General features: G+C 52.8%; 19 protein-coding genes. 6 read left to right on the top strand and 13 right to left on the bottom strand.

Going from position 1 to position 21,695, the window contains the following annotated elements; all coding sequences use genetic code 11:
• Positions 1–29: 29 nt before the first annotated feature.
• On the bottom strand, positions 30–593 hold the full coding sequence (locus Q4E40_RS07890) for an arylesterase (RefSeq protein WP_303411242.1): 564 nt from the start codon (positions 591–593) through the stop codon (positions 30–32).
• Between the two features lie 342 nt (positions 594–935).
• Here Q4E40_RS07890 and Q4E40_RS07885 point away from each other — a divergent pair, with 342 nt between their 5' ends.
• Positions 936–3,050: a carboxy terminal-processing peptidase gene (locus tag Q4E40_RS07885; RefSeq protein ID WP_303411240.1), complete on the top strand. Its 2,115-nt coding sequence runs from the start codon at positions 936–938 to the stop codon at positions 3,048–3,050.
• 90 nt (positions 3,051–3,140) lie between these two features.
• Positions 3,141–4,880, top strand: coding sequence for a gamma-glutamyltransferase (gene ggt, locus Q4E40_RS07880; RefSeq protein WP_303411239.1), 1,740 nt, complete (start codon positions 3,141–3,143; stop codon positions 4,878–4,880).
• Between the two features lie 112 nt (positions 4,881–4,992).
• Here ggt and Q4E40_RS07875 read toward each other — a convergent pair whose 3' ends face one another.
• The 3 genes from Q4E40_RS07875 to Q4E40_RS07865 form a co-directional block, all read right to left on the bottom strand.
• Complete coding sequence (locus tag Q4E40_RS07875) at positions 4,993–5,379, bottom strand: hypothetical protein (protein ID WP_303411238.1); 387 nt, start codon at positions 5,377–5,379, stop codon at positions 4,993–4,995.
• Between the two features lie 155 nt (positions 5,380–5,534).
• Positions 5,535–8,942, bottom strand: a complete 3,408-nt coding sequence (locus Q4E40_RS07870; RefSeq protein ID WP_303411237.1) for a T9SS-dependent choice-of-anchor J family protein — start codon at positions 8,940–8,942, stop codon at positions 5,535–5,537.
• A gap of 181 nt (positions 8,943–9,123) precedes the next feature.
• Positions 9,124–10,284 carry a trans-sulfuration enzyme family protein gene (locus tag Q4E40_RS07865; protein ID WP_303411236.1) on the bottom strand — a complete coding sequence of 387 codons (1,161 nt, stop codon included), beginning with the start codon at positions 10,282–10,284 and terminating at the stop codon, positions 9,124–9,126.
• 265 nt (positions 10,285–10,549) lie between these two features.
• Between Q4E40_RS07865 and Q4E40_RS07860 the strand changes: the two genes are divergently transcribed.
• Together Q4E40_RS07860 and lysS are read left to right on the top strand one after the other, a co-directional pair.
• Positions 10,550–11,578, top strand: a complete 1,029-nt coding sequence (locus tag Q4E40_RS07860; RefSeq protein ID WP_303411234.1) for a hypothetical protein — start codon at positions 10,550–10,552, stop codon at positions 11,576–11,578.
• A 714-nt stretch (positions 11,579–12,292) separates the two neighbouring features.
• A complete protein-coding gene (gene lysS, locus Q4E40_RS07855) occupies positions 12,293–13,819 on the top strand; it encodes a lysine--tRNA ligase (protein ID WP_303411233.1) in 1,527 nt (508 codons plus the stop codon).
• Between the two features lie 77 nt (positions 13,820–13,896).
• Here the strand turns inward: lysS and Q4E40_RS07850 are convergent, their stop codons facing one another.
• From Q4E40_RS07850 to Q4E40_RS07840, 3 genes are all read right to left on the bottom strand, one after another.
• Entirely contained in the window at positions 13,897–14,385 is a 489-nt protein-coding gene (locus tag Q4E40_RS07850) for a YtxH domain-containing protein (RefSeq protein WP_303411232.1), read from the bottom strand.
• Between the two features lie 235 nt (positions 14,386–14,620).
• Entirely contained in the window at positions 14,621–14,962 is a 342-nt protein-coding gene (locus Q4E40_RS07845; protein ID WP_303411230.1) for a YtxH domain-containing protein, read from the bottom strand.
• Between the two features lie 180 nt (positions 14,963–15,142).
• Positions 15,143–15,532 carry a CsbD family protein gene (locus Q4E40_RS07840; RefSeq protein WP_303411229.1) on the bottom strand — a complete coding sequence of 130 codons (390 nt, stop codon included), beginning with the start codon at positions 15,530–15,532 and terminating at the stop codon, positions 15,143–15,145.
• A gap of 224 nt (positions 15,533–15,756) precedes the next feature.
• On the opposite strand from Q4E40_RS07840, the gene Q4E40_RS07835 reads away from it, so the two are divergent.
• Both Q4E40_RS07835 and Q4E40_RS07830 read left to right on the top strand, forming a co-directional pair.
• Positions 15,757–15,987, top strand: a complete 231-nt coding sequence (locus tag Q4E40_RS07835) for a Kazal-type serine protease inhibitor family protein (protein WP_303411228.1) — start codon at positions 15,757–15,759, stop codon at positions 15,985–15,987.
• Positions 15,988–16,004: 17 nt separating this feature from the next.
• Positions 16,005–16,376 carry a cupin domain-containing protein gene (locus tag Q4E40_RS07830; protein ID WP_303411226.1) on the top strand — a complete coding sequence of 124 codons (372 nt, stop codon included), beginning with the start codon at positions 16,005–16,007 and terminating at the stop codon, positions 16,374–16,376.
• Between the two features lie 200 nt (positions 16,377–16,576).
• On the opposite strand, the gene Q4E40_RS07825 is transcribed toward Q4E40_RS07830, so the two are convergent.
• From Q4E40_RS07825 to Q4E40_RS20400, 6 genes are all read right to left on the bottom strand, one after another.
• Positions 16,577–17,392 carry an enoyl-ACP reductase FabI gene (locus tag Q4E40_RS07825; RefSeq protein WP_303411225.1) on the bottom strand — a complete coding sequence of 272 codons (816 nt, stop codon included), beginning with the start codon at positions 17,390–17,392 and terminating at the stop codon, positions 16,577–16,579.
• A gap of 200 nt (positions 17,393–17,592) precedes the next feature.
• Positions 17,593–19,272 (bottom strand): DNA repair protein RecN, encoded by a 1,680-nt coding sequence (gene recN / locus Q4E40_RS07820; protein WP_303411224.1) that lies wholly within the window; start codon positions 19,270–19,272, stop codon positions 17,593–17,595.
• 75 nt (positions 19,273–19,347) lie between these two features.
• Positions 19,348–19,578 (bottom strand): hypothetical protein, encoded by a 231-nt coding sequence (locus tag Q4E40_RS07815; RefSeq protein WP_303411223.1) that lies wholly within the window; start codon positions 19,576–19,578, stop codon positions 19,348–19,350.
• Positions 19,579–19,647: 69 nt separating this feature from the next.
• Positions 19,648–20,553: a type IX secretion system protein PorD gene (gene porD / locus Q4E40_RS07810; protein ID WP_303411222.1), complete on the bottom strand. Its 906-nt coding sequence runs from the start codon at positions 20,551–20,553 to the stop codon at positions 19,648–19,650.
• Positions 20,546–21,205, bottom strand: a complete 660-nt coding sequence (gene coaBC, locus Q4E40_RS20405) for a bifunctional phosphopantothenoylcysteine decarboxylase/phosphopantothenate--cysteine ligase CoaBC (protein WP_368411164.1) — start codon at positions 21,203–21,205, stop codon at positions 20,546–20,548. Before coaBC ends, porD begins: the two co-directional genes overlap by 8 nt.
• Complete coding sequence (locus Q4E40_RS20400) at positions 21,189–21,686, bottom strand: flavoprotein (protein ID WP_368411163.1); 498 nt, start codon at positions 21,684–21,686, stop codon at positions 21,189–21,191. The genes coaBC and Q4E40_RS20400 overlap by 17 nt, the downstream gene beginning before the upstream one ends.
• Positions 21,687–21,695: the final 9 nt, after the last annotated feature.

Here is a 21,695-nt window from a genome sequence, read left to right as displayed (position 1 = left end):
GGCGATGCTGACAGCATCGCCTGTTTTGTTTAATTTCCCTGCTTTAGTACGCTTTCCAGTATGGTCCAGGTATGGCGGGCCAGTAACTTCTGACCTTCCGCATTCGGATGTACGCCGTCGGGCAGGTTGAGGTGCCGCATACCTGCCACGCCCTCCAGCAGAAAAGGCACAAAGGCTACATTGTTCTTAATGGCCAGTTCCCGAAACAGTTTTCGGAACTCCTCGGCGTAGCGCCCCGGCACAATGTCAGGAATCTCCATACCTGACAGGATGATCTGCGCATCGGGGTGTTTGTGTTTTACTTTGTCAATGATCTGCTGCAGGTTCTGTGACGTTTCCCGGGCGGGTATACCGCGCAGCCCGTCATTGGCTCCGAGGGCCAGCACAAAAATATCGATGGGCGCAGACAGCCAGCGGTCCAACCTGTACAAGCCACTCGAGGTAGTGTCGCCGCTGATGCCTGCATTGATGACGGTATAGCCTTCGTATCCTTCCTCTTTCAACTTCTCCTGTATCAGCGCCGGATAGGCTTGTGCCGTTGGCAACCCATACCCTGCCGTCAGGCTGTCCCCGAAAAAAAGTAGTGTCTTCATAGTTGTTAGGTCTTGCTATACCTTGCTGAGCACCCGCCGCTGCAGTGCTATACCTGTGCGGAAGGGGCCTCAGGCGCTGCACACCAGACAAGATCAACAGAGTCAGGCTTCAAGGTTTAGGCATGCTCGGGAAACGAAAAAAAAGTCAGAACAGTTATATAAAGAAGTGAGGCTTTCCGTAAAACAAGCAGGCTACCAGTTTGTTTATGCTGAGCAGACGCGCTGCTTTGCGATAAAGCTAGATTTATACTACATTAGGACTCGCCTTAAAAGAAATGCCTGTGGCCTCATCTACGGCACTACTTTTGCGTAGACAATGTGTGGTCCAACTAACTTAATTAGATGCTATCCTTGACAACCAGATTAAAAATATTTCTTTCTGTACTGGCCGTGGTCCTTCTCACGGGCTCTTTTATCCTGTACAGCAAAAACAACAGCACACCTGCCGGCAAAAACGAGATACTGATCAAAGCCCTGATGCAGGGTTTGAGCACCATGCACTACAAGCCGGAAAAGGTAGACGACAGCTTTTCGAAAAAAGCCTTTGGGCTATACCTGGACCGCCTCGACTTTAACAAGAAATTTCTGCTTGAGTCAGACGTGGCCATGCTGCGCAAGTACGAGACCCAGCTGGACGACCAGTTGCGTGCCGGTTCATTCGAGTTTTTTGACATCTCAGCCGACCTGATCGAGAAGCGTACCAAGGAATCTGAGGCTTTCTACAAAGAGATCCTGTCCAAGCCTTTCGACTTCTCTAAAGAGGAGAGCATCGAGCTGGACGGTAAGAAACTGAAATTCGCCAAAGACAAAAACGAGCTGAAAGAAGCCTGGAGAAAGCAACTGAAGTACCAGACACTGGTACGACTGGCCGATATGCAGAAACAGCAGGAAAAAGCCACAGCCAGCGCAGACAGCAAGGAGACGCGCAAGACCATGGAACAGATGGAAGCCGAAGCCCGCGAAAAGGTGATGACAGCCTACAACGAGCTCTATAAGCGCCTGGACCAGGTGACCCGCGACGACCGCCGTTCCACGTACATCAACGCAGTGGCGAACGTCTACGATCCGCATACAGGTTACTTCCCTCCTAAAGCCAAGAAAGACTTTGATATTGAGTTCACCGGCCGACTGGAAGGTATTGGTGCCTCGCTGCAGGAAAAAGACGGCCAGATCAAGGTAATGGAAATTGTGCCGGGCAGCCCATCATATATGCAAGGCGATTTGAAGCCAGGTGATGCGATCCAGAAGGTAGCCCAGGGCAGCGGCGATGCGGTATTGGTCGAAGGGATGCGCCTGGACGATGCCATTCAGCTTATCCGCGGCAAGAAAGGAACTGAAGTACGTTTGACCGTGCGCAAGCCTGACGGTAGTACCCGCATTATCCCGATTGTGCGCGATGTGATTGTGTTTGAAGAAACCTATGCGCAAAGTGCAATGATTGACGAAAAGCAGAAGATCGGGTACATCAAGCTTCCTGGTTTTTATGCCGACTTCGAGCGCAAAGGTGGTCGTAACAGCGGCGAGGATGTGAAGGCTGAGGTTGAGAAACTGAAAGCTGCCGGTATGCAGGGACTGGTACTGGACCTGCGCAACAACGGGGGCGGTTCCCTTGCTGACGCTGTCGAGATGGCCGGCCTGTTCGTAGACCAGGGCCCGATCGTTCAGATCCGCACGTCTGCCGGCAAAACCGTCGTGCTCGATGACCGTGACCCGGAAGTACAGTATACCGGTCCGCTGGTAATCATGGTGAACTCCAACAGTGCGTCTGCCTCTGAGATTCTGGCAGCAGCCATGCAGGACTACAAGCGTGCCGTGATTGTGGGTACGCCGACATTCGGTAAAGGCACTGTACAGCAGTTTGTTGAAATTGACGAAGCCCTGCCATCGCAGTTTGACCCATACAAGCCGTTCGGAGCGCTTAAACTCACCATTCAGAAGTTCTACCGCATCAACGGGGGTACGACGCAGCTGCGTGGTGTAACGCCAGATGTGATACTGCCAGACGCGTACAGCTACCTGGAGTTCGGTGAAAAAGAACAGGAATACGCCCTGCCATTCGATGAGATCTCTCCGGCCCGTTATAAGCCATGGTCGCGCGCTAAGCTGAACATCCCGGCAATACAGGCCAGCAGCAAGAACCGCATTTCTGACAGCGAGAGCTTCAAATTGATCCAGCAGAGCGGCGAAAGGCTGAAAAAACTGGCTGACAACACTTCCCGCTCCCTGAGCATGGCGAAGTACATGGAAGAAGAGAAAAAGAGCGAAGCAGCCAACAAGCAACTGGAAGACGCTCAGAAAAATGTTCCGGTGCTGAACGTAGCGCGTCTGAAGACCGATTTGCAGACCATAGCGGGAGACACCGCCAAAATGGCCCGCAACAAAGACTTCCTAAAGTCGCTGCAGAAAGACGTGTATGTGGAGGAAGCAGTAGCGATCATCAAGAATGATATCAAGTAATCGCCCTTAATTGGCAATAAGAAGAAAGCCGGCTATGTAGATAGCCGGCTTTTTTTTACTTTGCAGCTTAGCCTTACTCATTCCCAACTCATGAAACACCTCAACCTGATTCAGGGCTTCCGATCGAAGCGCTATACCTTGTCTTGTGTGGCCGCCGTGCTCCTCGCCTTCTCCAGCTGCGCTCCGCGCCCTCAAACCCAAGCCGAAGCCGGGAAGCGAGGTGTCGTAGCCGATAAGGCCATGGTGGTATCTGCCCACCCTGATGCTTCTGACATTGGCTTGGAGATACTACGCAAGGGCGGCAATGCCTACGACGCGGCCATTGCCACACAGTTTGCCCTGGCGGTTTGCTATCCGGTAGCGGGCAACATCGGGGGCGGTGGTTTTTTGGTATACCGTCACCACACCGGCGAAACCGGTGCGCTCGACTTCCGGGAGAAAGCCCCCGCCACCGCGCACCGCGACATGTACCTCGACTCACTGGGCAATGTGATACCTGACCTGAGTCTGCTCGGCCACCTGGCAGCCGGCGTACCCGGATCGGTTGACGGCATGATCAAGTTGCACGAAAAGCTCGGCTCCCTGCCTTTTGCCGATCTGGTACAGCCCTCCATCGACCTGGCCCGACGTGGCGTGGTGCTAACTGCGCGCGAAGCCCGCATGTTGAACAATGCCCGGGAAGAAATGATCAGGTATAACAAGCATACCCCCTACCTGACGCGTGAGCAGGCCTGGCAGACCGGCGACACGCTCTATCACCTCGACCTGGCCCGTACCCTGGAGCGCATCCGCGACAAGGGACGCGATGGCTTCTATGCCGGCGAAACAGCCGATCTGATCGTGAAAGAAATGCAGCGCGGTGGCGGCCTGGTTTCGCACCGGGATTTGCGCGACTACAATGCCGTGTGGCGCACGCCGATCACGGGGCAGTATAAAAATCTGAAAGTTACCTCTATGTCGCCGCCATCGAGCGGGGGCATTGCGCTGATGCAATTGCTGACCATGGTAGAGCCCTACGACCTGAAAAGCTTTGGCTGGCAGCAGCCTCAGACCATCCAGATCATGACTGAGGCCAAGCGCCGCGTATACGCTGACCGTGCCACCTACCTCGGCGACCCGGATTTTTACAAAGTGCCCAGCAGCGGCCTGTTGGACCGCAGCTACCTGCAGGAGCGCATGAAGAACGTGAGCCTGGAACGCGCTACCCCATCATCGGAGGTAAAAGCGGGCGTACTGCCCGTGTATGAATCCGATCAAACAACCCACTTCAGCATCGTTGACCAGTTTGGCAATGCGGCTTCCATCACCACGACCATCAACGGTGGTTATGGCTCTATGGTAGTGGTTGAAGGTGCCGGTTTCCTGCTCAACAACGAAATGGACGACTTCAGCGCGAAGCCCGGTGTACCGAACATGTTTGGCCTGATTGGGGGTGAAGCAAACTCTGTGCAGCCCGGCAAGCGCATGCTTAGCGCCATGACACCAACCATTCTGGAGAAAGACGGCAAACTCTTTATGGTAGTGGGCACGCCGGGCGGTTCTACCATCATCACCTCCGTGTTTCAGACGATCCTGAACGTAGTAGAGCACGGCATGACCATGCAGGAAGCCGTAGCCGCTCCCCGCTTCCACCACCAGTGGCTCCCCGAAGAGATCCAGCACGAAACGGATGCGATCTCACCTGAAGTTCGCGCCGTGCTAGAGAGCAAAGGGTATAAGCTGAAGCAGAGAGGCAAGTATGGCGCTGTGGAAGGCATCCTGGTGCTCCCCAATGGCAAACTGGAGGGTGGTGCCGACCCGCGCGGTGACGACACCGCAGTTGGTTTCTAACCAGGTATAGCCAACTGGCTTTTTGAAGCGGTTAACCGATTACATTACCTTACAAACAAAGAGAGCCCGCAGGTATAGCATCTGCGGGCTCGCTGTTTTATGCCAGGTATACCTAGCCGTTCTTTCGCTTTTCAATAAATCCGCCAATGTAAGTGGCCATGGCGGCTATACCTGTGGTGCTCATCAGACCGAATATGAGCTTGCGCCGGTTTAAGGTAGCCGTGTCAAACTTGGCTTCTGTCTCGGCGTCCGGCACGGCAGCCTGCAGGAAGGAGCGCAGTGTCTGGGCCAACAGGAGTCCGGTGATGCCGACTGCCACATGTGCCATGGCCTGGTCGCCTTTCTCCAGGTTTTTGCTCAACAGCAGCAGTCCGCTCCCGGCCACTGCAGGTATAAGCGCCGTCTTGGGCCGCTTCTCGTTCAGAAAATAGCTACTCAGACCTGTTCCGATCAGGGTGGCGGCGTGTACATTATTTATGATTTGCGGTTTGTCTGTCATAGTTGTTTCCATTGGTTCGTGTAATGTAATACCAGTTGTCCTTTGTCTTGGTTATACCTATACGAACGACTCCAGTTGAGCAACTGCTATACCTGGGCATAAAAAAAAACGGCCTCCCGTAAGGCAGGAGGCCGTTTTTTTTGAGTTGGCATAAACTAGTTTCTTACCAGCTTAGCCTGGTATACCTTGCCTTGCACCGCCACCTGCACGTAGTACATGCCGTTGCGCAGGCCGGCTACCTTCTCGTTCAGCTGCTGCTGCACGCTGCTCAGGTTACCGCTTAGTTCATACATTTTGGTTCCGTTAGCAGAACGCAGCTCCAGTGTCATCTCATCCATCACCGATACTTCTACTGGTAAAGAGATGTTCACTACAGCGCCCTGCGTTGGGTTTGGATACAGGCGGAAAGCCAGGTCCTGGCCATTGGCTATACCTGCCGGGAAGTCGTTGTCGCGGATGGCGAGTGTGAACGTGCGGGCTGCAGCCGCTATACCCAGGTCGGTAGTTACGTTGTGGATATGGAAAGTTACCTGCTCCGTTGGCTCTGTCAGCTTGTCGTGGGCAATACGTACCTCGAAGGAAGCAGAATTAGCATAGGCTGGCACCTCTACAGCAATTACGTTGTTAGCGGCTACCGGGGCAGTCGTGTAATCCACTGCAGTGGCGGTGGCACCGTCCTTCACAGTCAGGTATACAGTATGGGCTTTTGGCTGTGCAGCCGAGATGTTCAGGTTTACAGCAACTGGCGAGTCGCCTTCAGTGGCGGTTAAAGTCGGTGCTGAGAACGCAACGGCCGGCGTGGCGCTGAAGCTGAAACGAGCCGATACCGGCACGTGGTCCGACGTTGTGTTTCTATAGCTAGGAATCAGGCTGAGCAGTTGGTTCTCTATTGTAACAGATTCCTCGATGTACTCATCCACCAAAGACTTGGACACGATGATATGGTCCAGGAAGCTTTGGAAAGAGCCACTCGCGTAAGTATAGCCACCTGCTACGCTCAGGTCGTAAGTCAGCGCTTTGTAATTTTCATCCTGCACAAACGGATTCAGGGAAGATGGCAGGTTGTTTACCACCGAGATGTCCACATCTTCGTTCATGTCGCCCAGCATCACCAGGTTCACATTCGGATATTGCGCTGCCAGGCTGTCCTTCAGCACCTGCACGTCGTACTTGCGCTGGTTGTATGGCGTCACGTTGGTACCGGAGTTGGCTCTGGTGTGGAGGTTCACCACATAGATCTGCTGCGTCACGCCGTTCACTGTGGCTTCCAGTTCCACTAGCAGTGGCAGGCGACCGCTTGCCCAAAAGCTGGTTTGCGCAGCAGGGTAATTTGGCAAGGTGGCTGTACCGGCTAGCACATCCTGATACAGTTTGTGGAGCAGCACTTTCTGGCTCTTCACTTTTACTACGTCCTTCTTGTAGGCCACATAAAGCTTTTGCGGCACCAGGTTGCGGCTTGGGTCCCATGAGTAAGAATGCACATCCGAGCGAACGAAGTCGTAAGCCGGCAACTCCGCCATCAGGCTGGCCATAGCAGCATCGTTGGCAATCTCCTGGAAGGCAACGATGTCAGCGTCCAGCGTCTGGAGTGCTTTTTTAGCATTTGCAAACTGCAGTTCCTCGTTATCCGGACCGAGTTCTTTATTGTTCTCGTCTTTGTCAGCGCCAAACCACTCCAGGTTCCAGGACACGATGTCCAGGGTGCTGCTCTTCGGCAGAGAGGTACCGGTCAGGCTTCCTTTCACCACGGTGAAATCGCCGCTTGTGTAAGTCAGTTGGCCAGTGGAGCGCAGCTTGGTGCTGGCTGGCTTGTAGCGTACGTATACCTGGTTTGTTGCACTCGCTTCAGCAGCGGTATAAACCAGGGAAGAAGCGTATGTCTGTCCGTTCCTGGAAAGCTCGAAATCAGTACCTACTGACAGTGTCATACCTGCCGGGTAGCCCAGCGCAGAGAAGTTGAAGGTATACGGAGCAGAAGCGTTCGGCACTTCCACCAATCCAAAATCAACGCTGAAGTCATTGGCAACCAGCAACTGGTCTACGTTCTCCACCGCGAAATCGTCCAGGGTCCAGCGGGCGGCTCTGTCTGTTTCAGCCTCAGAAGCATACACAAACGCCACATGTACAGCAGCACCTTTGTAATCCGTCAGGTTGACGATGGATTGTTTCCACACATCAGAAGCGGCAGCCGGGAAATCGCCATTCAGTTCTGTCCAAGTGGCTGTGGCAGGCGCGCTGCTGCCGTCGTAGTTAGTCGACACCATCAGTTTCAGGCCGGGGCCCTGGAAAGCGGTTCTGGTCCAGAAAGAAAGTGCGGCAATGTTGAAGTCAGAAAGGTCCAGTGCAGGAGAAATCATCCAGTCTTCGTTTTCGCGGGCGCTGCCGGCATAGCCGTTGATTTGCACACCGTTGTTACGCGGACTTTCCTCCGTCTCCCTTCCAAACGTAGTACAGCCCCATACCTGGTCACCCGTTACGCTGTAGGCTTTCCAGCCACCGGGCAAAGTGGTACCGCAGTTGTTGAAGTTCTGCACAAATGGGCTAACCGCATTGGCTGTCAGCTCGGTTACGGCAGTAGCTATACCTTGGCCGCTATGCGAAACCGTGCCGGATAAAGCCCCCGTGGTAGTTGCTGACACGCGCACATACACAGTCGGGTTGGCGGCCATCTCCTCAGCAGAGAAAGTGATAATGGTGGCGAAACCAGTTGTCGCCTGCTTCGAAACGGTGAAGCCTGCTGTGGCTGTCAGCTGCACATTGCCGCTGATGTTCGCGCTTGTCAGAGTATAGGAAGAAACGTTTGGCTGGTTCAATACCACATCACCAAAGGCAAGTGTAGCAGGAGCCAACACGATTGGGTTCTTGCTGTCGCTCAGGCTGGTTACCTCAATGTTGTCCACGGCAAAGCTGGGTCTGGAGCCACCGCCGCTGATCTGGCGCGTAGCCCAGCGCAACTGCACCACTTCCTGGTTTTCAGCCGCCTCTGGCAGGGTCACGGTAAAGGACTCAACCTTTTGCGGATCAGTATTACCGCTCGTGGCCCACTTCTCCGTGTTGTTTTGATACTGTGAACCTTCAATGTTGATGAAACTCCCGCTTGTACCAACCCGGTACTGCAGCACGATTTCGTTGATACGGGTGTTGCTTCCGCCGTCGTACGGGTTGCGCAGCGTCATCATATCAAACGCCACATTCACTGCAGTCTTTTGCAGGGTATTGATGGCAAAGGCGATGCTCAGGTCTACAGAACCACTGTTGAGCAAACCTATTTTGCCATTGTAATTGTGGATGGCACCATTGGTTGTAGTAGAGGTGCTGTTAGCCAGCAGAGCTCTGTCGGCAGTAGCCGGAGCCGTTCTGAAGCTTGCTCCGGGAGCGTTGGCCAGTAACCAGCCCTGCCAGCCTTCCGGATAGTCGGTTGAACTGTGTGGCAGGCTGGAGAAATCCTGCGAGTAAGGCAGCGGCTGTGGCTGCGGATTGGTCTGCGCTAAGGCTTCGCCGCCAGCCAAAAAGGCACAGCAGGCCAGCACAAAAGCAGAGGCTTTTTGTAGATGTTTAAACATAGGTATAAGAGAGATTTGATTTGTAACGTGTAGGGAGCACGAAAGTGTACTGCACTGTCGTGCAATGGGATACGGGCACAGATGAGCGCATGAAGATCCATCGGTTGCAAAGGTAAGCAGATGCTTTCAATCCAATGTTACCGAATCATCAATATAATTTTAACATTATATTCTAGACGTGCTATACCTTGCCCAAGGCCTGCTCGATGTCCTTTATTAAATAGTCGGCATCCTCCAGCCCGATATAAAAGCGCACCAGGTTAAAGGGGAGTTTGCCTGAGTACTTCGCCTCTTTGTTGTAGTAAGCGGCTGCCGGGTAGATCAGCGATTCATGTCCACCCCAGGAGGCGGCCATCAGGAAATGCTGCAGACTGTTGCAGAAGTCTTCTACCCTTTGCATATCGTCTGTTCTGAGCGCAATCGTAAACTGTCCGGTATTGTTGCGCAGCTGCTTTTTGGTCAACTCATATTGTGGGTTCGAAGGCAGGAAAGGGTAATAGATCTTTTCAACCTTCTCCTGCTTTTCCATCCAGGCCACTACCTTTCTTGTCGTTTCTGCCACGCGTTCCATTCGCACAGGCAGCGTACGCAGACCGCGCATGAGCAGCCAGGCATCGTGCGGCGGCAGAATGGCCCCAAGCGTCATAAACTCTCCCTCGAATATCCTGTTGATCATGTCGCGATTGCCACAAATGACGCCTCCCATGGTGTCGGAATGGCCGCCGATGTACTTGGTGCAGGAGTGTACGACCAGGTCCACGCCCATCTGCAGGGGGTTTTGGTTGAGCGGTGAGGCAAAGCTGTTATCGATGATGGTGCTGCAGCCATGCGTTTTGGCGAGTGCGGCAACAGCTGCTATGTCCTGCTGCTCAAAGGTAAAAGAGTTCGGGCTCTCCAGGTATAGCAGCTTCGTGTTGGGCCGCATCGCTCGGCGGTAGTTCTCCGTGTCGGTGCCGTCTACCATGGTCACCTCTACGCCATATCTGGGCAGGAAGCGGTTCATCAGCACATTGGTCCAGCCGTAGGGTTTATCGATCGACACCACATGGTCACCTGCCTTAAGCTGCGAAAGCACCGCCGCCGAGACGGCCGCAATGCCGCTCCCGAAAGCAATGGCATGCTCCGCCCCTTCCAGCGCCGCCATCTTTTTCTCGAACATGGTCACAGTTGGGTTGTTGCCGCGGGTGTACAGGTAGGACTCGGCCTCGTTCTGGAGCATGCGCCGCATATCGTCTACCGTTTTACTGGCAAAGTTGCTGGTTTGCAGGATGGGAGGCGTCACTGCATTGTAATACAGTTCGCGGTCTTCGCCCAATTCGTTCAGGATGTAAGATAGCTCCATGATATAAGGGATTTGTCCCCCTCTTGTACTCTTATTTTGAACTTCGGGTTGTTGAGGCTCCCTCTCACAATTACCTCTCTTCTACAGGCATAGGTATAGCCAAAACTTGCCTTAAAAGCGGCCACAGCAAGAGCATTATACAGCCACATAAAATATTTTTCAGACATTCTTTAAATCATTGATTATCAGTGATATAAAATCAATTAAACACACTATTTATACCTGAAATTTGCAACTGTTAGCAGGCCAGAAATGTTGTAAATACATGAAAGAGAAAGAAGAAGAAAACATCATATCTATGTATCCGGAAGAGCAGAAACAGCTGGACAAGGAATGGTATAAATCCATCCCGGCGCAGGTGTTTCTAAACTACTTTTTCGCGATCAATTACCACCTCGACCACTACGAAGGGATGGGTCTGCAGCAGTTGGCTTACTTTAAGGATGTGCCTGCTGAGTTATCTGAAGAAGATCTGGAAGCGGTGAAAAAACTGTTGCTCAATAGCTGGAATACAGAGTATGCTTTGCGTACTACGGCCGAGCTGGGCGATGAGAACTACATCCGTAATGCTTTGCACTGGACCTTCCCGCAGGCATACTATACTGTGTTTGCGAGCTTACAGGCTTTCCTGCATACCCGCCAGATCAAGACCAGCAATGAGTCGCTGGTGATGCGTGAAGCAGGCCGCCTGATCGTGAAGAACGCTTACCCGCAGGCGATGAGCTTTTACGCATCGGGCCACTTTGATGACTTCCGCATCAACCGTTTGCCGTTGGCGCACTATAAGCCGGGCTTGCAGATTGCGGGCAAGGAGCTCGAAGCACAATCGCAGATCGGACAGTTTTTGAAGACTACGCGTCGCATGAAGGCCAAGTCCGTGCGACAGCAGGTACAGGCTAACCTGAATACCGCCATCCGTAGCAGTCGCACGGGTGAGGTGTTGCAGAAGTTTGGTCCTCAGCATTGGCAGCAGTTGACCTGGCGTATGGGCTACACCACGCTGTTCGATTTGCTGGCCAGGTTGCGTATCTCCAGCTCACACCGCGAAATCGAGCGCTTCGTGCAGTCCGACATCGACTTTAAGCTGTTCCATGACTCGCTCCTCCAGATTGTGAGTTACTTGAACGGTATACACGAGTGTTACGTGGCGCAGGCGATGAGTTTGCAGCAGTACGAGGCCTTTGTGCAGGAACTGCCGGCCTATCTGCAAAAATCCTTTGTGGCAGCCAGGTTGCAAGACAGAGTTAAACCCCTTTTACAGGACGACGAGCAGCAACTCCGCACAGCTGCTTAAGTCCTATTCGTTCCACTACATATATAGGAGCCCCGGCAAGTCTTACTTGCCGGGGCTTTTTTGTCAAAATCTTTATACAGGGCCCCTACCCCAAGGATTTTAGGATTGACAGGATTCTCGTGCAAGATTATACCCGCCCCTCCCGAGAGGGGAATCACCTCCCCTAGCCCCTCCTTTTAAAGAGGGCCCCTACCCCCAAAACAGGAGTGGGATTTGGGAACGATTAACATCCCCCTGCCCTCTTCAAAGGGGGACCTTTTGGCCATTGTCAGTGTCAAGCATAAGTCTTATTGTGAGTGTCACAGACCACTGACAGGTATAACAAGGCTAACTTGCCCCGGAAGCTATGAAACAGATCACCTAAGCCAAGTGCACTTTACGACGCTCCACTGTTCGAGCGGTCAGCGAGTTTGGAGCGTCTTGATTTTTTTGCTTACTGGGGGTAGGGGCCCTCTTTCTTTTCATCAAGGAAAAAAGTGAGGCCCGCCCGGCCAGGGCAAGCTATAAAACAACATCATTTACTATACCTGCGGTAGCGGTTGCTACAAGGCATAGCACATGCTACATGTCTTAGCACAATTGTAACCCCCTACCTCATTCCTCTACCTTAACATTCTTAACCTTTAACAATCACCAATTAACCTTTTAAAAGCTGCTGATTATTTAGCAATTTTGCAGTTTATATATAACAGTCACCTTTAGTACTAAAATCGCATGCAACTCAGCGAACAGGAACTACGCAGACGCCACGAGCGCGAAGAGCTGGAGAAAATGGGCATTAACCCATATCCATCCGAAACATTTGAAGTGACGGCTACGGCCAAAGAGATAAAGGAGAATTTCGATAAGGACAAGAACAACTACCAGGAAGTAACCCTGGCGGGCCGTTTGATGAGCCGCCGCGTGATGGGCAAAGCCTCGTTTGCTGAGCTAATGGACAGCACCGGTCGTATCCAGATCTACGTTTCCCGCGACGACATTGCCCCAGGCGAGAACAAGGACATGTACAACACCGTGTTCAAGAAGATGCTCGACATCGGTGACTTCATCGGTATCAAAGGATACGCTTTCATCACACAGGTAGGTGAGATTTCGGTACACGTAACGGAGTTGAAAGTATTGACCAAGTCGCTTCGTCCGCTGCCGATCGTGAAGCGTGAGATCGACGAGAACGGCAACGAGATCGTGCACGATGGCTTTACAGACCCGGAACTACGTTACCGCCAGCGCTACGTGGACCTGATCGTGAACCCGCATGTGCGTGAGACCTTCCGCAAGCGTACACAACTGGTAAATTCCATGCGCCAGTACCTGACTAACCAGGGCTACCTGGAAGTGGAAACACCAATCCTGCAGCCACTGTATGGTGGTGCGGCGGCGCGTCCGTTCAAGACGCACCACAATACGCTGGACATGACGCTATACCTGCGCATTGCCAACGAGCTATACCTGAAGCGCCTCATCGTGGGTGGTTTCGACGGTGTGTTCGAGTTCGCCAAGGACTTCCGCAACGAAGGTATGAGCCGCTTCCACAACCCGGAGTTCACGCAGGTGGAACTGTACGTAGCCTACAAAGACTACAACTGGATGATGGACCTGGTAGAGGAAATGGTGGAGAAAGTAGCCATGGACCTGCACGGCACCACCGAGGTACAGGTAGGTGAGAACATCATTAACTTCCAGCGCCCCTGGAAGCGCTTCACCATGTTCGAGGCTATTGAGCACTTCACCAAGATCGATATCTCGGAGATGGAAGAGCCCGAGCTGCGCCAGACAGCCGAGTCACTCGGTATAAAAGTGGATCCGAAGCTAGGCAAAGGCAAGATCATCGATGAGATCTTCGGCGAGACCTGCGAGCCATACCTGATCCAGCCGACCTTTATCACGGACTACCCGGTGGAGATGAGCCCACTGGCCAAAAAGCACCGCGACAAGCCAGGTCTGGTAGAGCGATTCGAAGCGATCTGCAACGGCAAGGAAATCTGCAACGCCTTCTCCGAGCTGAACGACCCAATCGATCAGCGTGCCCGTTTTGAGGAGCAGCTGGAGCTTGGCAAGCGCGGAGACACCGAGGCCATGGTGCTCGACGAAGACTTCCTGCGCGCGCTGGAGTACGGTATGCCGCCAACAGCGGGTCTGGGCATCGGCATCGACCGCCTGAGCATGATCATGACGAACTCACACTCCATCCAAGATGTGCTGTTCTTCCCGCAGATGAAGCCGGAGAAGAGAGAAGAGTAATTCATATAATCACTAGTAAACAGAAATGGCCCGCTATACCTTAGCGGGCCATTTCTGTTTATTAGAGGCTTTCGTCTCTAGTATCTATCCCTATTTTCGCCGGACAGGCTACTTTTTACCTTATCCGTTACATCTTTCAAGCCTTCTTCCGCCTTGCTGATCCAGGACTCTGTTTTAACCCTGCCCGTGCCGAGCTTCTCGTTGATGCCGCGGCCTACCCAGGCGGCGGAGTCTGACAGGCGGCGACGGGTAATGCGGCCACTGTCGGGTGCCATGAGTATACCTGCCAGCACACCTACGCTGGCGCCTGCGAGCAGGCCCATGGCGACCCCCAAGGTGCCGCTGCTCTCCCCATGCGAGCCGGAGGAGGAGTCCTTACGACTGCCGCTGCTATACACAGTACGCTGCTGCGTTTGCGGCTGGTGCTGCGGCTCACGAATTGAAGAGTGTGTCACATTTTCGCCCGATTCTTTGCCCACATAGCTGTGGGTGGAGGAAGATCGTGGCGTGTTACTGTATGTGCTTTTGGCCTCTCCCAGGCTGCTGTAATCCATTTTCGTTCTCATAGTCTTCTCTGGTTTTGTGTGAATTCTTTCTTGCCAACTTGTTATACGCTCTAAAATAATAACGGGAGCCAAGTCCGAAGGTTAGCGCAAATCAGCTCATCAGGCCCCAAAACAAAAGGCCCACCCCGGTTAGGGACAGGCCATTCATGTTTCCAAAGCCAGGCTTCGCGTCAGCAGGCACGTATGCCTTGGGAGCAAGCTAAGCTTTTCGTATAGTTCCTGAAGGGGCTATGTACTAAACGTTAGTTTCAGCAGCGCCGCCTGTGCGTGTACCAGCCGATGAACCGGTAGAGCCAGTTGAAGAAGAAGATGCATTGCCACCAGTAGTGCCGCCAGTGTTGCCACCGTTTTTGTTAGCACCACCCATTTTGTTCATGGCTTCGCTGCTCATGTTCTTGATTTCGTCAAGGCCAGTCTGCAGGTTCTTCTCCAGGTCTTTGCTCAGTTTGTTAGCCCATTTTTTGATACCAGTTCTGGTCTGCTCACCTGTGTCCGGAGCCATCAGTAAACCTGCAATTACGCCAGCGCTAGCGCCTGCCAACAGGGCAAGCATTACTTTTCCGCTATTATCTTTCATAGTTCTGTTTATTATAAATTGTTGGATTTGGTTTCTTTAATTTCAACTGTTGACCTAATAACGAGGAAGCCATGTATTAAGTTATAACTATACTACAGTTTTATACTATACTGCACCTAATTAACGAAAAAAAGCCCAGCAAAACACGATGCCGGGCTTTTAATTATGATCAGTGCGTTATTACAAGCCCCTGATTACCTTCATGATCTCGTTTTTGGTTTTGCCTAATTTCTGCTGCAGGCGGCCCCAGAGTTCATCCTCTTGTCCTTCCACATAAGTCAGGTCATCTTCTGTGAGTTCAGCGTAGTTCTGCTTCAACTGGCCCTTTACGTCGTCCCAGGATCCGCGCATCACCAGGCTGCTGCCATCGTCTGTCACTTTGTTGCGCTCAAGCTTGTCCATCAGGTTTTTCACGGTGCGCTCCAGGTCATCACCTGCTTTGCTCAATGTTCTTTTCAGGCTGTCACGGGTGTCAGGGCCATTATTGGGGGCCAGCAGTATACCTGCTGCTACGCCTACTCCAATACCGGCTAGCGTGGCCAGCAAAATCTTTCCTTTTTCGTCGTTCATGTTGTTTATCATTTTCTGGTGCTGTTTACTTGATAAGGCGTGATTTCCTAAAACAGAAAGTATAGTCCTTATATTTGTATTCCATTTATTTTACGTTCCATTACATACGGGGCGGTGCATACTTAGTTTGCAACATGCTATTTTTGCATATTGGGTTCTCCAAAGCCGTAGTTTACCTCTCCGCCTACCCATAAGCGCGTATAATCGATAACAAATAAAACACCATGAAAAAAACAGCTTTTGCGACGGCCTTCCTGGCCATGAGCGCCTTCTTCTCCTGCAAAAACAGCGAAATACCCTGCATTGATCAGGCCAAGATCGACCCTGACCGGATGTGTACCATGCAATATGACCCGGTGTGTGGCTGCGACGGAAAAACCTACGGCAATGCCTGTACAGCTGACCGGTCAGGCGTAACGTCTTATACCAAAGGCGAGTGCCCAGATAAATCCTAAGCTATACCTGCCAGCCTATGACTGAGAAGAAATATTTCAAGCAGACCAAGCCTTTCCGGGTGCCTACCACCGACGGAAAGCTTATAGAAGAACACTTCGGCAAGGCCTCCACCCATACCGACGCCTTCAGCGTGGCCCACATGGTAGCGCCACCGCACTGGGGCGAGCCGCATCAAACGCCGGAGTTCGACGAGATCACGATCGTATTGCGCGGCCGAAAGTTAATTGAAATTGACGGAGAGGAAGTGGTAGTAGAAGCCGGCGAGTCCATCCTGATCAAAGCCGGGTCCCGCATCCGTTACTCCAACCCCTATGACGAGGAGACCGAATACTGGTCCGTGTGCGTACCTGCGTTCGACTTCACCAAAGTACACCGGGAGGAAGATTGATTTGAAGATGTGGAGCTTTATAACTCTGCTTTAAAGCAAAGCCAAAAGTGACGCTGGGTTTGGCATACTTTCCACGCAATTCAAACGAGCAAAACATCAAAAAAGCCCCTGGAGCACATAGCACCAGGGGCTTTTTGTATTTCAAGGGTTTGTGAGATTCACTTTCAAATCTTCACATCTCCAAATTTCCAAATTCGAAACTACTGCTTATTGAGCATTTCCACTACCTCCTCAGAGATACCCATGTAAGAGAAGCCACCATCGTGCATCAGGTTCTGCATAGTCACCATGCGGGTCAGGTCCGAGAACAGGGTAATGCAGTAGTCGGCGCAGGACTCCGCAGAGGCGTTGCCAAGCGGCGACATCTTGTCAGCATAGTCATAGAAAGCGTCGAAACCGCCTACACCGGTACCGGCTGTTGTTTTGGTCGGAGATTGGGAGATAGTGTTTACGCGTACCTTGCTCATCTTGCCGAAACGGTGGCCGTAGTTGCGGGCAATCGACTCCAGCAATGCCTTGGCATGCGACATGTCGGTATAGTCAGGGAACACACGCTGGGCTGCAATGTAGGAAAGGGCTACAATAGAACCCCACTCGTTCATGGCATTCTGCTTCTCAGCCACGTGCATCACCTTGTGGAAAGACAGCGCTGAAATGTCCAGCGTCTTCTGGAACCACTCGTAGTTCAGGTCGCCATACGATTTGCCTTTGCGGATGTTCGGGCTCATGCCGATGGAGTGCAGCACAAAGTCGAGCTTACCGCCTAAAATTTCCTGCGCCTTGCTGAACAGGTTTTCCAGGTCTTCTACAGAAGTGGCATCGGCAGGGATGATCTGCGCGTTGCAGGCCTCCGCCAGTTTGTTGATCTCACCCATACGCATCGCGATCGGGGCGTTTGTCAGCACAAACTCAGCGCCTTCTTCCTTGGCACGCATCGCTACTTTCCAGGCGATAGACTTTTCGTCCAGTGCTCCGAATATAATTCCTTTCTTTCCTTTAAGCAGATTGTAAGACATGTATTTGTCAGGTTAATGTTTCACATTTTTAGGATTCCCGCCAGACAGGTATGTCCAACGGAAATCAGGCAGCAATATAGCAATAACTAGGTATAACTCAAGTTCAAAGCAGCCATCATTCGCACAAGATTGCCCCTTCCGTTAACTCCTATACCTGGTTCCAGGCGGAGCTTCTCAGCAAAGAGGCACTTTAAGAGAGTTTACAGCGATAGCAGTTCTTTGGCGCTCTTGTAGGCGCTCGCACTTGGGTTGGCGCCCGCAATCATGTGCGCAATTTCATCTACACGCTCTTTCTCACTCAGCTTCTTCACGCGGCTGATCGTGCGGTCTTCGGTGTCGTGCTTGTACACAAAATAATGCGAGTTGCCCTGTGCCGCGATCTGTGGCAAGTGTGAAATGGCAATGATCTGGTGCTTCTGCGCCATTTGCTGCATCATCTTGCCCACTTTCACGGCTACCTCACCCGATATACCTGTGTCAATCTCGTCGAACACGATGGTTGGAAGAGCCGTTTTGTCGGCCAGCATGTACTTGATGCTCAGCATCAGGCGGGAGAATTCACCTCCTGAGGCCGCTTTCACCAAGGATTGGGGCTGCGCCCCCTTGTTGGCACTGAACAGGATGCTGATCTCGTCGGTACCGGTGGCGGTTGGCGCGGCGACTTTGTGCTGAATAACGATGCGGGCGTTCGGCATTCCAAGCTCGGCCAGCAAGGTATAGAGTTCCTTCTCGAACTGGCCAAACGAAGCTTTCCGGCGCTCTGAAAGCACAGCTGCTTTCTCCAGCATTTCCTTTTCGGCCTCTTTCATGGCTTTCTCGGTGCTGGAAAGGGCATTGTCCAGGTTGAGGACGCTGCCTACTTTATCTTCAAGTTCGCGCTGTATTTCAAGCAGCTCCGCAATGGACTGCACCTGGTGCTTGCGCTGCAAGGTATAGATGGTGTTCAGGCGCTCCTGAACTTCCGTGGTACGGGCCGGATCTGCTTCCGTGCGGCGCTCAGCATCTTCCAGCTCACCGGCCACGTCGTTCAGCTCAATCATGCAGCTCTCGGTGCGCGTGCGCAACTCTTCGTACTTCGGTGAGAAAGCCGCCAACTGATTGATCAGCTGTACAGTGTCTTTCAGGGCGGAGGTGATGTTGAACTCCGATTCGGTGAGGTACTGCACGGCCTGTGTCAGCTTCAGTTTGATATCTTCCGCATTCTCCAACTCCTTCAGCTCTGTCTCCAGCTGCTCCTGTTCGTCTTGCTGCAGATTGATCTCTTCGAGTTCGTTGAGCAGGAAAGTATTGTAATCCAGCTCCTTCTGCGCCTGCGCCAGTTGGTCGGTCAGTTTCTTATAGTCGCCTTCGAGTTTCTTATACCTGCGGTAGGTTTCGTTGTAGTCTTTCAGGTATGAGAGGTTGCCCGCATAGATATCCAGCGAGGTGTTGCCGGCATAAATATCGAGGATGTTGAGCTGAAAGCTAGTGTCGCCCAATTGCAGCGTGTCGTGCTGCGAGTGGATGTCCATCAGGTTCTCCCCTATCTTGCGCAGCACGTCGAGCGTTACGGGCGTGTCGTTCACAAAGGCGCGCGACTTTCCGCTCGGGCTGATCTCGCGGCGCAGAATGCACTGCTCGTCAAAGTCCAGGTCTTCGGCTACAAACACCTCTTTGAGGTTGTACTGTGAAATATCAAACACCCCCTCGATCACGCACTTCTGCTCCTGGTTAAAGAGCAACTTGGAGTCGGCGCGGTTACCGAGCAAGAGGCCGATGGCACCCAGCATAATAGACTTACCGGCACCGGTTTCGCCGGTAATAATATTGAGCACCGGCGATGGATTCATTTCCAGCTGCTCTATCAGTGCGTAGTTTTTTATTTTAAGATCAATCAGCATATATCAGGATGCAAGACGCTTGTCACAAGGTATAAGACTTAACGCCCGGACTTAGTTCGATAATTTGGGTGTATTTTAATAAGGTGCTTCTATGTCGTAAATCACTTCCTCTACCTCCGCTACAGGTATGGTGTGCTTGCTGCGCCGGCCGTCCAGCAGCTCGAGTTCTTCCGCTGATACATGCTGCAACACGCCCTGCACCACCACACGGGTTCTCAGCACCACTTGCACCGTCTGTCGCTGCAACAGTTCGGGCAGGTGGTCGGCCAATTTATTTCGATTGATTCTGATCTGGCGTTTGCCCATAGGTATAGCGCACAGGTATAGCCATCCGCCCCGTGAAGATACGCGCTTTCTGTGAAATTTGGAAAAGGCTTAGCGCTGGAGAAGTACTTCGTATTTGGTGTTGTTGGTAGGGTCTACCTGCGTGAGCAAGGTATAGGCGGCCTGCTTGTCGGCGGGAGCGGCAGTTTTGAAAATATTCACCAGCTCATCTGACTTGGCCTCAAAGAAAGAGCGGATCACGGCCGCGCCCGGCTTCTGTTGCGAAATTTTCTGGATGTTCCGCAGCACGTCGAGCGTGGCCTTGCGGGCTTTCTCCGGGTCCTGTGCCATCAGGTCCATCCCCTGGCGGTGCATAGTGTAGATGCCCTCCCGGAAAGGCACAAAAACCGGGTCCTGCATGTTGTCAATCATCCAGTAGCGATTGCGGTTGCCCTCAAACGGACGCCAGCCCGGAAAAATAGAGTTCTGTGAGGCAGCCAGGTTCAGAATGCCACGCGCCCGGTCAAAAGCGGGGGAGCCGCCAAGCCTGGCAAAACTGTCGTTGTCCATCCCGATGATCATGTAGGCGTAGTAAGCCAGCATGGCCGACAGGTTACCCGTGAAGTTGTTTTCGGCAAAGTCGAGGGGTTGCGCCTCGTTGAACTGGAAAAGCCAGTCGCGGTCGATGACCGAGAAAAGCGTGGATTCGTAGCCGGTGCCGTAGGCCGGCCTTACCGACACGATCTGCACATTGGCGCGGAAAGTCCCTACCTCAGGCATTTCGGTCAGGTTGATCAGGATGCGACATTTGATGCGCTCATCCACCCGGTAGGACTGGTTCGTCCAGCGGCGGTTGTTCATAAACTCGAAAATGCGGTTCTGCATCTCCGTGAACAGTTGCCGGTCTGTAAAAGCTACCTGTTCGCTGTTGACCACCACATCGCACTGCAGCTCCTGGGCACGTGCTCCCAGGGCCATTCCCATCACACACAGCAAAACAAACAGTCGCTTAAACATAGAGTCTCTCCCAGATCAGGTTGACGATATCCTGTGCCACTTCGCTTTTGTGTTTCAGCTCAAAAGCGGTAGCCGTATCTTTCTCAATAATAGTGATTTTATTTGTATCGTGCTTAAAACCAGCGCCCGGATCGTTGAGCGAGTTCAGCACGATCATGTTCAGGTTCTTCTTCTGCAGTTTCTCGCGGGCGTTGCTGGCTTCGTTGTCGGTCTCCAGGGCAAAGCCCACGGCAAACTGGTCTGCCCGCTTCTCTTTCCCGAGCGCTGCTGCTATATCAACGTTCTTAACAAGTTCGATGGTCAGTTCGTTGCCGGCTTTTTTTATTTTGCGGTCAGCCACCACTTTGGGTTTGTAGTCGGCCACGGCGGCGGCAAACACCCAGATATCAGCCGCAGGAGCCAGCTGCTTGACGGCCGCATACATCTCGTCGGCGGTCGTGACAGGTATAACCGTTATACCTGCGTGCTGCGCCTGCAGGTTAGTAGGGCCAGCCACCAGTTGTACCTGGGCGCCGCGCTGGGCAAAGCATTCGGCCAGCGCATAGCCCATTTTGCCTGTTGAGTGGTTCCCGATAAAGCGCACCGGATCAATGGGTTCGTAGGTCGGGCCGGCGGTCAGGACAACAGTCTTGCCCTTAAACAGTTTTTCCAATGCCTGAAAAGTGGTTTTCTAGTACGCGAATAATTTCCTCGGGCTCGGCCATACGCCCCTGCCCCACCAGTCCGCTGGCCAGTTCGCCATACCCCGCCTCAATGATGAAGTTGCCATAGCCGCGCAGTTTGGTAAAGTTGGCCTGTACCGCCGGATGCCGGTACATGTCCAGGTCCATGGCCGGGGCCACAAACACCGGGCAACGTGCTGACAGGTAAGTGGCAGAAAGCAGGTTGTCGCAGAAGCCATTGGCGAATTTGGCCACCGTGTTGGCACTGGCTGGCGCTACCACCATGGCATCGGCCCAAAGGCCCAGTTCCACGTGGTTGTTCCAGACGCCCTGCTCGTTGAGCACAAACTCGGTGAGCACTGGCCGCTTGGAAAGGGTAGCCAATGTGAGCGGGGTTATAAAGGCAGAAGCAGAAGTGGTCAGGATCACCTGTACTTCTGCTTCTGCTTTTACGAGTAGGCGAACCAGCATGGCTGCTTT

Origin of the sequence: Pontibacter coccineus (assembly GCF_030546575.1) — a bacterium.
Taxonomy (GTDB): domain Bacteria; phylum Bacteroidota; class Bacteroidia; order Cytophagales; family Hymenobacteraceae; genus Pontibacter; species Pontibacter coccineus.
This window is presented reverse-complemented; position numbering and strand designations above follow the sequence as displayed.